The sequence below is a fragment of the Hyphococcus formosus genome (assembly GCF_046736345.1).
Classification (GTDB): domain Bacteria; phylum Pseudomonadota; class Alphaproteobacteria; order Caulobacterales; family Parvularculaceae; genus Hyphococcus; species Hyphococcus formosus.
Genome location: NZ_CP157210.1, coordinates 2,782,691 through 2,796,628 on the forward strand (window position 1 = coordinate 2,782,691; position 13,938 = coordinate 2,796,628).

The following is a 13,938-nucleotide window of genomic DNA, read 5'->3' on the forward strand; positions in this document are numbered from 1 at the left end:
TCCCCATTGTCCGGCTTGGAGATATATCTCAAATGATGCTTGTACCAACCTTTGTCGCCGCGAGCGACGTTGAAGGCGTGGGCGTTTTTGCCGCTGAACCGATCAAGAATGGGGCATTGATCTGGCGCTATGAGCCGGATTTTGACCGATTGGTGCCAGCGTCATGGCTCAACGACCAAACGCCGATGATGCAGGATTTTTTGCGGAAATATGCTTATCCCGCGCATGACCGTCCGGACATGCTGGTCATTGAAATCGACAATGGACGGTTCATGAACCATACGCTTGAGCCGAATACGGACTTTACAAAAGTCGTCGAAGGCTATGCGATCCGGGATATTCGCGCAGGCGATGAGCTATTGTGCAATTACCACGAATTCGACCCGGAATTTACCTTATTGCCGTCGCTGGTCGCCAGCTTTTCGGTTCAGGCGGCGAAACCTAACGGCCATATCGCCTGACCCGCTGTGGCGGGTGGTGGTTTCAAATTTCGCCACCCGTAACATTCCGCCGTAATAGGCGTGACCTTGCCTTCGCAACCCGCTATGAAAAGCGCAGTTGTGAAGGTAATCGAGGCTTATGGACGGCGAAACAAGACCAAAAACCGCACGGTGGATGCGCGAAGACGTCGAGGCGTTAATGGCGCTTCCATTCGCGGAGCTGATATTCCGCGCGCAAGAAGTTCATCGTGAAAATTTCAACCCCAATCAGGTTCAGGCCTCGCGGCTCCTGTCGATCAAGACAGGCGGTTGCCCTGAGGATTGCGGCTATTGCAGCCAGTCTGCACATTTCAAAACCGGCCTTAAAGCGTCCAAATTAATGGACAAAGAAAAGGTTCTCGCGGAGGCAAAACGGGCCAAGGCCGAGGGTGCCTCGCGCTTTTGCATGGGCGCGGCATGGCGCTCGCCAAAAGACCGTGACATGCCCGAGCTATGCGACATGGTGGCGGAAGTGAAATCGCTCGGTCTCGAAACCTGCATGACCTTGGGCATGTTGAGCGAGGATCAGGCGACCTCGCTGAGTGATGCGGGGCTGGATTATTACAACCACAATATCGACACCTCGCCCGAATATTATGGCAAGGTGATTTCTACACGCACCTTCGAGGACCGTATTGAAACCCTCGACAAGGTCCGTGGCGCGGGCATGAAGGTTTGTTGTGGCGGCATCGTCGGCATGGGCGAAAAAGTCGAAGACCGCGTGGGCTTTTTGCTGGCGCTTGCGAATATGTCACCGCCGCCGGAATCGGTGCCGATCAATTCGCTGATGCCGATCGAAGGGACCCCGCTTGGTGACAGCGAACCTGTGTCTGCCCTTGATTTTGCGCGGCTTATCGCCGTTGCGCGGATATTGATGCCGACATCCTATGTTCGTTTATCGGCTGGCCGTGAGCATATGAGCGACGAAGCGCAGGCGCTTTGTTTCCTTGCCGGTGCCAATTCGATTTTTGTTGGTGATGAGTTGCTGACGACGAATAATCCGGGTCAGGACAAAGATAGCGCGCTCTTTGACCAACTCGGCTTAGAGCTGATTTAATCGTAAACCTCACGCACAAAAAACGGGGCCACAGGGCCCCGTTTTTTTAACCGTAATTGCCTGAGCTTATTTCTCGGCTTTTTTCTTCTTCGCAGTTTGGCGGCGATCAACCTTCTCTGCGATACGTGCAGATTTACCGCGACGCTCACGAAGATAGTAAAGTTTCGCGCGGCGAACTTTACCGCGGCGGATCACTTCGATTGAATCGACGAGCGGTGAATAGATCGGGAATACCCGCTCAACGCCTTCGCCAAATGAAATTTTACGAACGGTGAATGCTTCGTTCAGCCCGCCGCCTTTGCGTGCAATGCAAACGCCTTCAAATGCCTGAATACGCTCGCGCTCGCCTTCTTTAATGCGGACATTGACTTTAACTGTGTCGCCGGCACCAAACTCAGGGACAGTTTTGCCAAGCTCTTCGATGTGCTCTTTTTCGAGCTGTTCGATGATGTTCATGTCTTCGGTTCCTTGTTGTTGCTGCGCCGGATAGGACCGTCAGTAGAAAACCTCTCCCAGAGGTCCGGTCGTCTCGTTCGCGTTATTTCTTTCCGTTTTTCGTCCCGCCACTCGGCAATTCTTTTGTGATCACCAGACAGCAAAACTTCCGGGATAGCCCGGCCTTCAAATTCTCTCGGGCGCGTATATTGGGGATATTCCAACAACCCGCCTTCAAAGCTCTCTTCCCCAAGGGAAGAAGCGGAGCCCAATACCCCGGGGATCAGCCGGACGCAAGCCTCTATGAGCGCCATTGCGGCGATTTCTCCGCCTGCGAGCACAAAATCTCCGATTGAGACCTCTTCGACCTGTCTCGCCTCGAAAATTCGCTCGTCCAGCCCTTCAAAACGACCGCAAATGGCGATCAGGCCCGGCTCTCGGCTCAGGTCATGGGCCATAGCCTGCGTCAGGGGCTTTCCGCGGGGCGAAAGATAGATAATCCGGCGATCGTTTCGGGGGACGCTATCAATGGCATTGGCCATGATATCGGCCCGCATCACGAGCCCGGCCCCGCCGCCGGCGGGCGTATCGTCAACCGAGCCATATTTATTGTCGGAAAAGTCCCGAATATTGACTGTATCGAGCGCCCAATGGCCTTCGGCGGCCCCGCGCCCCAAAATCGAGGCGTCGAGCGGGCCGGGAAATAGCTCAGGATAAAGGGTTAATACTGTCGCGCGCCACATAATGGCGTCAGATGACATGGCGGCGGCGTTGGCGCAAGTCGCCTAGGATTTTTGAGGTTCGGGCGCAGGGTCTTCCGGATCGATGGCGACGCGCGCGACGACCACCCGTCCACCTGCGATATCAACTTCTGGCACCATGGCCTTGGTAAAGGGCACCAGCCTTACGCCCTTAATGCCGGGAATTTTGGTCAGTTCGATCATGTCGTCAGCGCCAAAATTATAGACCGCTTTGATGCTGCCCAGGGGCGCGCCGGTTTCGTCTTCGGCGCGAAGGCCCACGAGATCATCGAGGTAAAACTCATCTTCCTCAGGGGCGGGAAGGGCGTCTCGATCGACGTAAAGACGGCTTCCTTTGAGGGATTCCGCGTCCTCACGAGATTTTATCTCTGGTGCGCGCACCAGAACGAAATCACCTTTCATCTGGCGAATGACGGTCAGGGTGAAGCGTCGCTTGCGATCTTCGGTCTCGACCGGGCCATAGGCCGAAATGCCGTCCGGTTCAGCCGTAAATACTTTGACCTTGGCTTCCCCCCGAACGCCATGGGCACCTGCAAGGGCCCCCAGGCAAACACGCTTATCTGTCGTCATGGCGTGCTCTCTGCCTCTTCGCCGACACCGAACAGCTTTCCTTGTTCGGTCCACAAAGCGAATGCGAAGGCAATCAAGCCGAGCAAGGTGAAACCAAAAATGACAGGCATGGTCGTTCCGTCATAGAAATGACCAATCAGCCCGCCTAAAAAGCCCGCAATGGTGGTTCCCGCAAAACCATTTGCTGCCGCTGCGGCTCCGGCATTATGGCCCATGGGCTCCATCGCCAAAGCGGTCGCATTCGGGCCAATCAGGCCGAGCGAGAAGAACGAGATCACCATAAAGGCCATGAATAGCATGAAGCTTTCGCCAAATAGGATGGCGAACAATAAATGTAACGCATTCGAAATGACAAAGGCCAATAGCGCCCCATGCGTGAGGCGGCGCATGCCGAATCGCGAAACGATCCGCGCGTTGAGTAATGTCGCGGCCCCGAGCCCGCTGGCGATGACCCCAAACGCCAAAGCGAAGTTTGATCCAATATCAAAGGTCTCAAGGAAGATCTGCTCAGACGCGCTGATATAGCCAAAAAGCGCCCCAAAGCAGGATGCGGCCGCGAGCGTATAACCGATCGAAATTCGGTTCGTCACAAATTCAACGTAAGAAGCCGTGATAGGGCCGGCCCGTAGCGGCTTGCGGTCCTCTGCGGCCATGGTTTCCGGCATCCGTAACCAAGTCCAGATCGCCAGAATGAACCCATAGATCAGCAGCGCGACGAAAATCCCGCGCCATGGGGCAAATGCCAGAACAATCTGACCAAAACCCGGTGCCAGGATCGGCGCGGCCATAAAGACGGTCATCGCCAGCGACATGACTTCCGCCATTTTGCGGCCAGAGCACTGGTCCCGGACAATCGCTATCGCTGCGACGCGGGTCGCCGCCGTCGCAACGCCCTGAAAGGCGCGGGCTGCGAGAAGTAGTGTAAAGGTAGAGGCGACCACGCTGAGAAGCGAGCCGACAATATACCCACCCAATGAAATCATCAGGACCCTTTTGCGCCCGAAACGGTCAACAATCGGTCCGAAAAATAGCTGGGCAATCCCATTCCCAAGGACATAGACAACGACGATGAGCTGCCGGTCATTGTCATGCGTGGCTCCCAGTTCGTTTCCAATCTGCCCAAGTGCAGGCAGCATCATATCGATCGCCAGCGCATTCAATGCCATTGCCGCAGCGATGAACGCTACGAGTTCAACATAAGGGATTGATGCACGTATCGCGGATGTTTCAACGGAGGGTTTTGATTGGATATCCATCACAGCGGGTTACTCGTCGCATATCGATTTGGCAACAAGAAGATAGGCAGGGGCGTTAAACACCACTAATCTCTACCAAAAAATAGATATGGGGTGGTTATGCAGAATGAACCGGAAGCGGCAAAATTGACGGCTGCGGGTTACTGGCGAGAAAACATAAAACTTCTTTGCGGGTTATTGGCGATTTGGTTCGCCGTGTCTTTCGGTGCGGGAATAATATTCGTCGATCTACTGAACCGTATCGATATTGCGGGCTTCAAGCTTGGCTTCTGGTTTGCGCAGCAAGGGTCAATCATCACCTTTGTAATCCTCATTTTTGTTTATGCGGTACGTATGCGCACGATTGAAAAGCGCTATGGCGTAAGTGACGAATAGGTCAGGTCATGGACGCACAAATTCTCACTTTTGTTTTTGTTGGGCTTTCATTCGCGCTTTATATCGGTATTGCGATCTGGTCGCGCGCACGGTCAACCTCAGATTTTTATGTGGCTGGCGGGCATATTCATCCGGTGGCGAATGGCATGGCGACCGCCGCGGACTGGATGAGCGCGGCGTCATTTATTTCAATGGCAGGGATTATTGCCTTTGCCGGTTACGACGCCAGCGTTTACCTGATGGGGTGGACTGGCGGGTATGTTTTGCTGGCATTATTGCTCGCGCCATATTTGCGTAAATTCGGTCAGTTCACCGTACCTGATTTCATTGGTGAACGGTATTACTCGCGAACCGCGCGGGTCGTTGCAGTGATTTGTCTTATCGTCGTTTCGTTCACCTATATCGCCGGGCAGATGCGCGGGGTGGGGGTTGTCTTTTCGCGCTTTCTGGAAATGCCCATTGAATGGGGCGTTATCGTCGGTATGGGTGTTGTGTTTTTCTATGCGGTGCTGGGCGGCATGAAAGGCATTACCTACACGCAAGTCGCGCAATATTGCGTGTTGATTTTCGCCTATATGGTTCCCGCGATATTCATCTCTATGCTGATGACAGGAAATCCTGTGCCGCAATTGGGACTTGGGTCGAATGTTGCAGGGGAGTCGGTTTCGGTTCTCGACAAGCTTGATTTGGCGCTGACTGATCTTGGTTTTTCCGCCTATACCGAGGCGGTAAAGTCCAAAATCGATATCTTTGCAATTACCCTTGCGCTTATGACCGGGACTGCGGGTCTGCCCCATGTGATCGTACGGTTTTTCACGGTGCCCAAGGTTTCTGATGCGCGCAGGTCTGCAGGCTATGCGTTGGTGTTTATCGCCTTGTTATATACGACGGCACCGGCGGTGGGTGCATTCGCGCGGTTAAACTTTATCGATAGTGTGCACGAAAAGTCCTATGCTGAAGCGCCGCAATGGGTGAAGAGTTGGGAGCAAATCGGGCTTATCGCTTGGCTCGATAAGAATGAGGATGGTGTCATTCAATATGGTCCCGGTGCACCCTTTGAAGGGCGTTCCGAATATGTCGAAGGGGTAGGGCCGCATGGCGAGCGGCTCCTCGCGAATGCGCCAACCGTAAGCGCAAATGAGATATCCGTTGATCGCGATATTATGGTATTGGCCAATCCCGAAATTGCGCAATTGCCCGGCTGGGTGATTGCACTGGTTGCGGCCGGCGGCGTTGCTGCGGCATTGTCCACTGCCGCGGGGCTGTTGTTGGTTATTTCAACGGCGATTAGTCACGATCTATTAAAGAAAACATTCCGCCCACAGATCACAGAAAAAACGGAGCTTATGGCGGCGCGAGCGGCGGCCACTGTGGCGATTATGATTGCCGGCTATCTGGGCATTAATCCGCCAGGTTTTGTGGCGCAGGTTGTTGCCTTGGCGTTTGGCCTTGCGGCCGCGTCGCTCTTCCCGGCGATACTGATGGGTATTTTCTTTAAGTGGATTAATCGCGAAGGGGCCGTTGCGGGAATGGTTGGCGGCTTGGTCTTTACCCTTGGCTATATCATCTATTTCAAATCGCCCTGGTTTGGCGCGGTGAATAGCGCCGAGAATTGGCTGTTCGGCGTTTCGCCAGAGGGTATCGGGTCCATCGGTATGGTAATTAATTTCGCCGTGGCGATTGTCGTGTCACGATTTACCGCGCCGACACCAGAAAAGGTTTGCGCCATGGTCGAAGATATACGAATGCCCGTGACGAAAATCGCTTAATCGTCGATGTCGGTCTCAACGCCAATGCTTTCGAGGGCGCGGCGTCGATCATAATCACTCGAAATACCTGCCGCCGCAGCCTTATAGGCTTCGGTCAGCATCGGCATGTTGCGGGCGTCGCTGGCGAAATTTTCGAGCGCAAGCCGCCGGTCATGATCGCTGTCGATTTCATTGGTGGCGTCAATCAGCGCGCGGGTGATTTCGGGCGGTAGATCCTCATCCGCCGCATCCGCGAGGGCGAGGCGTTTGTCGTGATCGGAGTCTATTTCTGCGAAAGCGCCTAACCAGGCGTCAGCGACTTTGTCATTACCGGACAAAAGGGGTGCCGCATCGACAAGCAGAAGACGCAGGTCATGGGCGCTATCCATTTGATCGCGTGCGATCAACAGTAATTCGGCAATGTTTTTTGGCGACGCTTCCGGATGCGCCAAGATGACTTCTCCGGCCAGACGAAGATCATGGTTGCTATCGATCGTTTCAATCAATTCAAGAGAAAGGTCGATCGCGTCCGCATTCATCGAATGTTCGCCAACCGTCTCGATCAGTCGCCGCATGTCGTAATCGCTGTCGATGTTCGAAGCTGTTTTAAGAAAATGCGGAATGTCTTCGGCGCGAATAGTTTCCTTAATGAGTATCTCGCCGAGAATGGTCCTTAGGGTGCTATCGGAATCGATCGATGAAAGCGCGTCGAGAAGCGCATGAAGTTCCTCTTGATTGAGATCGGCTTGTTTCAAAAGCTCCGTTGAATAACGTTCGCGCGTATGATCGCCATAAAGCGTATCGAATATTGAAAGAACTTCAGAAACCCCACCTTTTTCCAATAAAGCAGCAACGCGTTCTTCTGCGCGCACGCCGCTCGCGCTTAAAAAGCTGGTCAGCAGCTCGCTAATGGAAGCATCGGTCTCAGGGCCATTTTCCTGTTCGTCCTCGCCAATGTAATAAAACTTTTTGACGTCACCGCCATCAGGGACAAAGACCGCCTTTTCGGAGAGGCCGTCTTTTTCACGGATGATCGCAAGCTTATGGTCGAGTGATTTGATGTCATCGGCAGTTTCATTGAGCATGAACGAGCCTCGCCAAAAGGCTTCCATGCGCAAATCGTCACGGCGCAAAGAGAATGCGCCACGGTCGCCGGTGACGACGAGCTGGTTTCCTTCGGTTTCGGTCATATCAAAATCTATGGCGGGTTCGCTGTTGTCCAGCGTCACGCCGTAAATGATCGATATAAGTAACGAGCCCCCAACAAGCGCGCCCAACGTTCTCAGGCGATCCATTGCTCTGCTCCTGCAAGAACTAAAACTGAAAGAGAATATAATGGCTTATTCAATAAATCCATTGGCCCCTAGTCCAAATCGGGATCAACCGAAGCGGTTCTGAGATATTCTGCGCTGCGCATTTCCATAAGGCGAGAGGCCGTCCGTTCGAACTCGAACGCGCCGTGCCCCTCGGGGTATAGCTGATCTGGTTCGGCGGCAGCGGAACAGACCAGTTTGACCCGCGCATCGTAGATCGTATCGATGAGGGTCGAAAACCGTTTGGCCTCGTTTCGCCGTTCCGGGCTCATGACCGGTATATGGTCAAGATAGATCGCGCCATAGCGCCGAACCAGTGCCAAATAATCGGATGCGCCACGCGGCTTTTCGCACAGATCGGCAAAGTCGAAACGCGCCGCCCCACGGGCCGCACGCGGGACAATCAGTTTGCGCCCCTTTACGACCACCTCTTCTTCGTGTTCGTGGCCGCCACTGATCATGCTTAACCAGGCCGCGTCCATGGCCTTATCCGCGGCAGGTCCTAAAGGTTGGTAATAAACCGGTGCCTCGCTTAGCTTGGCGAGGCGGTAGTCCTGTGCTGATCGTAATTCAATGACGTCGAGATTGTTTTTCAGGATCTCGATAAAGGGCATGAAGAGTTGTCGGTTGAGGCCGTCCTTATAAAGATCATCGGGCACCCGGTTGGACGTTGCCACGACCACGACACCATAATCGAACAGGGCCGTAAATAACCGCCCCAGGATCATCGCATCTGCAATGTCGGTGACGAAAAATTCGTCGAAACATAAAAGCCGTGCATGTTTGGCAATGTCGTGTGCAACAGGCGGCATCGGGTCATCGGGTGAAGCGCGATTGACGGCTTTATGGCGGCGTTTCTCAGAAAGGCTCAGCGCGCGCCAATCGGCAATCCGCTCATGGGTCTCCGCCATGAATTCATGGAAATGGACCCGTCGCTTATGTTTGTATGCGGTGTTGTTGAAGAATAGATCCATCAACAGGGTTTTACCGCGACCGACATCACCCCAAATATAAACGCCCCTTGGCGGAGCTTTGCGCGAAGAGAAAAATCCGCGCTGACGACCATTATAGGATTTCAGTTGCTCATGCAGAAGCTGCAGCCGGTCGGCTGCCTCTTCTTGGGCCGGATCATTGTCCAGCGCGCCCGACTTGACGAGCGCATCATATCTTGGTCTCGGCCCTTTCATTGCTTCGGGCTATAGCGCGTTGCGATGAAGGCCGAAAGTCCATGGGTTAGGGAAAATATCTTTTGCTCTTATTTGCGATGGCGACGAGGGACAGCATGACCGGGACTTCGACCAAAACGCCGACAACCGTGGCGAGGGCTGCGCCGGATTCAAGGCCAAACAGGCTGATCGCAACCGCAACGGCCAATTCGAAGAAATTTGATGTGCCGATGAGTGCGCAAGGGGCCGCGATATTGAACGGCACCCGCCAGAGCAACGCTGCAATAAAGGCGATGGCGAATATGCCATAAGACTGAACGAGCAGCGGCGCAGATATGAGCGCGATTGCCAGCGGGTTTTCGAGAATGACTTTGCCCTGAAATCCGAACAGCAAGGCGACTGTTCCCAAAAGTGCGACGATCGAAAATGGTTTCAATCGTTCACTGAAGCGGGCAATTTTTTCCGGATTTGCTTTGGCGTTAATTACCGTCCGCGTGATCGCCCCTGCCAAAAGGGGGGCAACAACATAAAGCCCGACCGATAAAATAAGCGTCTCCCACGGGACGACGATATCAGTCACGCCCAGCAAAAGCGCTACGATTGGTGCATAGGCAAAAACCATGATCGCGTCATTGACGCTGACCTGTGCGAGCGTGAAATTCGCATCGCCCTTGGTCAATTGCGACCAGACAAACACCATCGCTGTGCAGGGCGCTGCCCCTAATAAAATCAGCCCAGCGATATAGGCGTCTGCATCCGCGGGCGGAATCAACCCGGCAAAGAGATGTTTGAAAAACAGAACGCCCAAGGCGGCCATGGTGAATGGCTTGATCAGCCAATTGACGAGGATTGTAATTATCAACCCTTTGGGGCGTTTCAACACATCGCCCATGGTCGATAAATCGACACCGATCATCATCGGGTAAATCATTGCCCAGATCAAAACGGCGATAACGAGATTGACCTTGGCAAATTCCAATTGCGCTAGAAGACCAAATATTCCAGGCAGCATTTGGCCAAGCGCAACGCCAGCAACAATACTCAGGCCTACCCATAGGCTAAGGTAGCGTTCAAAAATCGACATTTGGGAAATCCGTTATTTTTGTTCGGTGAGAAACCGGTCTATCGCGGACCGAATTTGTTCGAAAACTTGCTTGAAGGCGGCTGGCTCATTTTCGGCACCCGCCGGGTCGGGGAAACCCCAATGCAAGATGGTCGGCGTTTGTCCTTCCCGCCGCGGCCAGATGGGGCAGGTCTCGCCCGCAGCGTTATCGCAAACCGTGACAATAACATCCATGATGGGGGCACCGGTGTCGGCAAACGCGTCCCAGCTTTTCGAGCGCGGCTCGTTCGCTGGCGCGATGTTATGGGCGGATAAGGTTTCGATTGCGTAAGGGTTTACGGTGCCCGTGGGCGAAGACCCGGCAGAGTAGGCACGCCAATTCTTTGCGCCCGCATGGTTCATATAGGCTTCAGCCATGATCGAGCGCGCAGAATTGCCAGTACAGAGAAACAGTATGTTTTTCATCAGGTTTTAGCAGGCGCGCAACATGCGGAAGGTGATTGATCTTGTTTCACATCAGAAACGAGTTCTGGGTCATTGCCAAAGACATCCGATGAGCCGAAGGTGTGAAATAGCTCCCAAACCGCGCCTTGTGGGTCGTGCGACCAATATTTGTCGCTTTTCGCGTAGCAACAGGTCGCATCGCTCTCGATAGAAAGGGGCGCAGCGATTGCGCGAAGCCTTTCGGCAGTGGATTCGAGCTGTTCTTCGTTTTCGAGCGAAATACCAACATGATCGACGCCGGTTTCATCGCTGCGGCTTGAAATCGCAATATTGGCGCTAGGCTCATCAAGCATCCATTTCGCGTAATCTTGTTCTTTCCTTGCCGGTTCGGACCCGAAAAGGGCGGTGTAATACTTGATGGATTGCTCAAGGTCTTTGACCCGCAGGTGGATATGTAGCCGTTTCATCAGCATGCCTCCTTGATGATATAGGGGCCGCAGAGGCGCTTATCGCCGCCACAGCAATCAGCCAGCAAAAATTCGATCAGGTCGCGTAGCCCGCCATAATCCGCTGCATAAATGATGCTGCGGCCTTCTTTGCGGGCGTGGATAAGCTCGGCGCGTTCGAGCTCCTTTAGGTGGAAAGACAGGGTCGGTGCCGCGAGGCCGAGTTCTGTCGCAATCGCGCCCGCCGCCATGCCGTTGGGCCCCGCCTGCACCAAAAGCTTGAGTGTCGAAAGTCGGGTTTCCTGCGCTAAGGCAGAAAAGGCGCTGACGGCGTTATCTGTATCCATGGTTTGTCATCCTCGCGCAGTGTTTTTCGCGATATTTCCATATTTGTATAATTCAATAATTATGGAAATATGGAATAGAGTCAACAGACGGGCAGGAAATTTTCTCAAAGCCCAGAAAACAACGGCAAAGCTTATCTTAATCAAGGCCGTATAGATAAAGGGGCGAAGCCTGAACAGGACCGGCCGTCATGCCTTATCGTTCGCTAAGTGCGGATCATGTCATCGTCACGATTGAAAAGCTGCAATCGCGGATCGCAGAGCGCTTTCCCGGTTCCGGGCTTGAGCGGGTTGCCAGCGAGCTGTCGGAGGTCGCTAAGCGTTGCGCCGAAGAATCAGAGCGGTTGCGCGAGCCCGTCATCCCCATTCGGCTTTCGGTTTATACGATCTGGACAATTGGCACCTTCGCGCTTGGGTGGATTGCGCTGACCCTTCATTTTGATGTGGCGAAATTTGATGCTGCAAGTTTGGTTCAGGTTCTTGAGCCCGCAATGAACATCGCCGTTCTGGTCGGCCTTGGTGTTATGACGCTTGGTCGGCTGGAGGAGCGGTGGAAACGGGCCAAGGCGCTTGATTATCTCCATGAGCTTCGGTCCATCGCCCATGTTGTCGATATGCACCAGCTCACAAAAGACCCCTATCGGCGATTGTTGCCGACGACGGCGTCTTCGCCAAATGTTAGTTTGGAAGGGCCGTTGCTTGAGCGATATCTCGATTATTGTTCGGAAATGTTGTCGCTCACCGGCAAGCTCGCAGCGCTATTTGCGCAGTCTTGTCGTGATTCTGAAGTTGTCGCGGGCGCTGGTGATATCGAACAATTGACAACGGCTCTGTCGAGAAAGATCTGGCAGAAAATTATGGCTTTCAGTCGGTATGATGCGGCTAGCGTCACCGAAATACCGGCAAATCCGACAAAAATTCAGCTTACGTCATAAAAAAAACCCGACAGCGAATGCTGCCGGGCTTTCGTGGGATGCGTTCCTGCTTACTCGGCAGGGTGCACATTGCCTGTCGCGGAAAAGTCCGGCCAGGCGGGGGCTCCGATCTCTGAATCGTCGAGACCCTTTTCTTCTTCTTCGGCAGATGCGCGGATGCCAACGATCATCTTGAGAAGCAACCAAATTACGAGGCTGACGGGGAAGACGAAGAGCGCATTCGCACCAACGCCAACCGCTTGACCAAGGAAGGTCGCATCAGAATTTGTAAGCGGCACCGCCATGGTTCCCCAGACACCACAAAAGAGGTGTGCGGGAATGGCACCGACCACATCATCTATCCGCATCGCTTCGAGCATTGGCGTGACAACAAAAATGATGCCGCCGCCGATAGAGCCGATCAAAGCCGCCTGCCAGATTGCAGGGGTCAACGGTTCGGCGGTGATCGCAACGAGGCCGCCAATTGCACCGTTAAGCGCCATCGAGAGGTCAATCTTGCGTTTAAGCAATGTACACAGAACAACCACCGTAATGACGCCGGTCGCAGCCGCCATGTTTGTGTTGACGAAGATATTCGATACGGCAATAGCGTCGCTTAGCGAGCCAAGCGCCAATTGCGAGCCGCCGTTAAACCCAAACCAGCCGAGCCAGAGGATGAATACGCCCAGCGTTGCGAGTGGCAGGCTTGATCCGCGAATGGCATTGATCTGTCCATTTGGGCCATATTTGCCGCGACGAGGACCAAGCGCCAATGCCCCCGCGAGCGCCGCCCATCCGCCTGTAGCATGCACCAGTGTAGACCCGGCAAAATCAGAAAAGCCATAGCGCGCATCAAGCCAGCCGCCGCCCCACTCCCAAGACGCCTGAATTGGGTAGATCAAACCGGTTAGAATTGCGGTGAATAAAAAGAACGGCCACAAACGAACGCGCTCGGCAACTGTTCCGGATACGATCGATGCGGCTGTCGCCACGAACACCATCTGGAAGAACCAGTCTGATGATGCTGAGTATCCGGTTTCGAGCCCCGCGCTATCATCCGCACTCCATGGCGCTAAGGTGCCAATCCAGCCACCTTCTTCGACGCCGTATATAATGTTGTAGCCGATAAGCCAAACCATAACGGTGGCTATCGCAAACAGGGTGATATTCTTTAGACAGATTGTCGCTGCATTCTTTGAACGCACCAAACCAGCCTCAAGCATGCAAAATCCGGCCGCCATAAACATGACCACCATCCCCATAATCAGAAACAGCATTGTATTGAATACAAACGCCATCTCCGGTGCCGACGCTGCTTCAACAGCTTCGGCGGCTGGTTCTTGTGCAAGTGCGCTCGCGCCCAGCACGCTCAAAGCGGCAAGTCCCGACATTGCCACCATTCCCACGGTTCTTTTTTTCATAAAACAGCCCCTCAGACATTTTTGTTGTGCGGCACCGGGTACTCCGTGTGGGTCCCAATGTTCGCGGTCTAGTGATCCGTAGTAGGATGATGAGCGCAAGTTCGCTGCGGCGCAACATGAAAACTTGATAAAAATCGACCAATACG

At 53.9% G+C, this 13,938-nt stretch carries 16 protein-coding genes; 5 read left to right on the forward strand and 11 right to left on the reverse strand.

The genetic code is table 11. The features are described 5' to 3' along the window. Positions 1-32 precede the first annotated feature (32 nt). Both ABFZ83_RS12965 and bioB read left to right on the forward strand, forming a co-directional pair. Positions 33-461: an SET domain-containing protein gene (locus ABFZ83_RS12965; RefSeq protein ID WP_411816976.1), complete on the forward strand. Its 429-nt coding sequence runs from the start codon at positions 33-35 to the stop codon at positions 459-461. Between the two features lie 118 nt (positions 462-579). Then, positions 580-1,536, forward strand: coding sequence for a biotin synthase BioB (gene bioB / locus ABFZ83_RS12970; RefSeq protein WP_411816977.1), 957 nt, complete (start codon positions 580-582; stop codon positions 1,534-1,536). 66 nt (positions 1,537-1,602) lie between these two features. On the opposite strand, the gene rplS is transcribed toward bioB, so the two are convergent. Genes rplS through ABFZ83_RS12990 form a run of 4 tightly spaced genes read right to left on the reverse strand, consistent with a single transcriptional unit; the run spans position 1,603 to position 4,558 of the window. After that, complete coding sequence (gene rplS, locus ABFZ83_RS12975; RefSeq protein WP_411816978.1) at positions 1,603-1,992, reverse strand: 50S ribosomal protein L19; 390 nt, start codon at positions 1,990-1,992, stop codon at positions 1,603-1,605. After that, positions 1,989-2,732, reverse strand: a complete 744-nt coding sequence (trmD, locus tag ABFZ83_RS12980; protein WP_411816979.1) for a tRNA (guanosine(37)-N1)-methyltransferase TrmD — start codon at positions 2,730-2,732, stop codon at positions 1,989-1,991. Before trmD ends, rplS begins: the two co-directional genes overlap by 4 nt. Before the next feature lie 24 nt (positions 2,733-2,756). Further along, positions 2,757-3,302, reverse strand: coding sequence for a ribosome maturation factor RimM (gene rimM, locus ABFZ83_RS12985; protein WP_411816980.1), 546 nt, complete (start codon positions 3,300-3,302; stop codon positions 2,757-2,759). Continuing rightward, positions 3,299-4,558, reverse strand: coding sequence for a multidrug effflux MFS transporter (locus tag ABFZ83_RS12990; RefSeq protein ID WP_411818838.1), 1,260 nt, complete (start codon positions 4,556-4,558; stop codon positions 3,299-3,301). Before ABFZ83_RS12990 ends, rimM begins: the two co-directional genes overlap by 4 nt. 99 nt (positions 4,559-4,657) lie before the next feature. On the opposite strand from ABFZ83_RS12990, the gene ABFZ83_RS12995 reads away from it, so the two are divergent. Both ABFZ83_RS12995 and ABFZ83_RS13000 read left to right on the forward strand, forming a co-directional pair. Further along, positions 4,658-4,933, forward strand: coding sequence for a DUF4212 domain-containing protein (locus tag ABFZ83_RS12995; RefSeq protein WP_411816981.1), 276 nt, complete (start codon positions 4,658-4,660; stop codon positions 4,931-4,933). 8 nt (positions 4,934-4,941) lie between these two features. Next, on the forward strand, positions 4,942-6,702 hold the full coding sequence (locus ABFZ83_RS13000) for a sodium:solute symporter family protein (protein WP_411816982.1): 1,761 nt from the start codon (positions 4,942-4,944) through the stop codon (positions 6,700-6,702). Here the strand turns inward: ABFZ83_RS13000 and ABFZ83_RS13005 are convergent. From ABFZ83_RS13005 to ABFZ83_RS13030, 6 genes are all read right to left on the reverse strand, one after another. Then, entirely contained in the window at positions 6,699-7,976 is a 1,278-nt protein-coding gene (locus ABFZ83_RS13005) for a hypothetical protein (protein ID WP_411816983.1), read from the reverse strand. The two genes, ABFZ83_RS13000 and ABFZ83_RS13005, sit on opposite strands and share 4 nt — an antisense overlap. Positions 7,977-8,044: 68 nt before the next feature. After that, positions 8,045-9,181, reverse strand: a complete 1,137-nt coding sequence (zapE, locus tag ABFZ83_RS13010; protein ID WP_411816984.1) for a cell division protein ZapE — start codon at positions 9,179-9,181, stop codon at positions 8,045-8,047. A gap of 46 nt (positions 9,182-9,227) precedes the next feature. After that, a complete protein-coding gene (arsB, locus tag ABFZ83_RS13015; protein ID WP_411816985.1) occupies positions 9,228-10,244 on the reverse strand; it encodes an ACR3 family arsenite efflux transporter in 1,017 nt (338 codons plus the stop codon). A gap of 12 nt (positions 10,245-10,256) precedes the next feature. Continuing rightward, positions 10,257-10,688 carry an arsenate reductase ArsC gene (locus ABFZ83_RS13020; RefSeq protein WP_411816986.1) on the reverse strand — a complete coding sequence of 144 codons (432 nt, stop codon included), beginning with the start codon at positions 10,686-10,688 and terminating at the stop codon, positions 10,257-10,259. Next, positions 10,688-11,134 carry an ArsI/CadI family heavy metal resistance metalloenzyme gene (locus ABFZ83_RS13025; protein WP_411816987.1) on the reverse strand — a complete coding sequence of 149 codons (447 nt, stop codon included), beginning with the start codon at positions 11,132-11,134 and terminating at the stop codon, positions 10,688-10,690. The genes ABFZ83_RS13020 and ABFZ83_RS13025 overlap by 1 nt, the downstream gene beginning before the upstream one ends. Next, positions 11,134-11,460 carry an ArsR/SmtB family transcription factor gene (locus ABFZ83_RS13030; protein ID WP_411816988.1) on the reverse strand — a complete coding sequence of 109 codons (327 nt, stop codon included), beginning with the start codon at positions 11,458-11,460 and terminating at the stop codon, positions 11,134-11,136. Before ABFZ83_RS13030 ends, ABFZ83_RS13025 begins: the two co-directional genes overlap by 1 nt. Positions 11,461-11,648: 188 nt before the next feature. Between ABFZ83_RS13030 and ABFZ83_RS13035 the strand changes: the two genes are divergently transcribed. Beyond that, the gene (locus ABFZ83_RS13035; RefSeq protein WP_411816989.1) at positions 11,649-12,392 is read left to right on the forward strand and encodes a hypothetical protein; all 744 of its coding nucleotides are present in this window, start codon (positions 11,649-11,651) and stop codon (positions 12,390-12,392) included. Positions 12,393-12,442: 50 nt separating this feature from the next. Here the strand turns inward: ABFZ83_RS13035 and ABFZ83_RS13040 are convergent, their stop codons facing one another. Further along, the gene (locus ABFZ83_RS13040) at positions 12,443-13,792 is read right to left on the reverse strand and encodes an ammonium transporter (RefSeq protein WP_411816990.1); all 1,350 of its coding nucleotides are present in this window, start codon (positions 13,790-13,792) and stop codon (positions 12,443-12,445) included. Positions 13,793-13,938 lie beyond the last annotated feature (146 nt).

Bases quoted from the DNA above. Each gene is read 5' to 3' on its own strand.
- trmD (WP_411816979.1), bottom strand. From the start codon at position 2,732: ATGTCATCTGACGCCATTATGTGGCGCGCGACAGTATTAACCCTTTAT.
- bioB (WP_411816977.1), top strand. From the start codon at position 580: ATGGACGGCGAAACAAGACCAAAAACCGCACGGTGGATGCGCGAAGAC.
- ABFZ83_RS13030 (WP_411816988.1), bottom strand. From the start codon at position 11,460: ATGGATACAGATAACGCCGTCAGCGCCTTTTCTGCCTTAGCGCAGGAA.
- ABFZ83_RS13025 (WP_411816987.1), bottom strand. From the start codon at position 11,134: ATGAAACGGCTACATATCCACCTGCGGGTCAAAGACCTTGAGCAATCC.
- rplS (WP_411816978.1), bottom strand. From the start codon at position 1,992: ATGAACATCATCGAACAGCTCGAAAAAGAGCACATCGAAGAGCTTGGC.
- ABFZ83_RS13040 (WP_411816990.1), bottom strand. From the start codon at position 13,792: ATGAAAAAAAGAACCGTGGGAATGGTGGCAATGTCGGGACTTGCCGCT.
- ABFZ83_RS12990 (WP_411818838.1), bottom strand. From the start codon at position 4,558: ATGGATATCCAATCAAAACCCTCCGTTGAAACATCCGCGATACGTGCA.
- arsB (WP_411816985.1), bottom strand. From the start codon at position 10,244: ATGTCGATTTTTGAACGCTACCTTAGCCTATGGGTAGGCCTGAGTATT.
- rimM (WP_411816980.1), bottom strand. From the start codon at position 3,302: ATGACGACAGATAAGCGTGTTTGCCTGGGGGCCCTTGCAGGTGCCCAT.
- ABFZ83_RS13005 (WP_411816983.1), bottom strand. From the start codon at position 7,976: ATGGATCGCCTGAGAACGTTGGGCGCGCTTGTTGGGGGCTCGTTACTT.
- zapE (WP_411816984.1), bottom strand. From the start codon at position 9,181: ATGAAAGGGCCGAGACCAAGATATGATGCGCTCGTCAAGTCGGGCGCG.
- ABFZ83_RS13035 (WP_411816989.1), top strand. From the start codon at position 11,649: ATGCCTTATCGTTCGCTAAGTGCGGATCATGTCATCGTCACGATTGAA.
- ABFZ83_RS12995 (WP_411816981.1), top strand. From the start codon at position 4,658: ATGCAGAATGAACCGGAAGCGGCAAAATTGACGGCTGCGGGTTACTGG.
- ABFZ83_RS13000 (WP_411816982.1), top strand. From the start codon at position 4,942: ATGGACGCACAAATTCTCACTTTTGTTTTTGTTGGGCTTTCATTCGCG.
- ABFZ83_RS12965 (WP_411816976.1), top strand. From the start codon at position 33: ATGATGCTTGTACCAACCTTTGTCGCCGCGAGCGACGTTGAAGGCGTG.
- ABFZ83_RS13020 (WP_411816986.1), bottom strand. From the start codon at position 10,688: ATGAAAAACATACTGTTTCTCTGTACTGGCAATTCTGCGCGCTCGATC.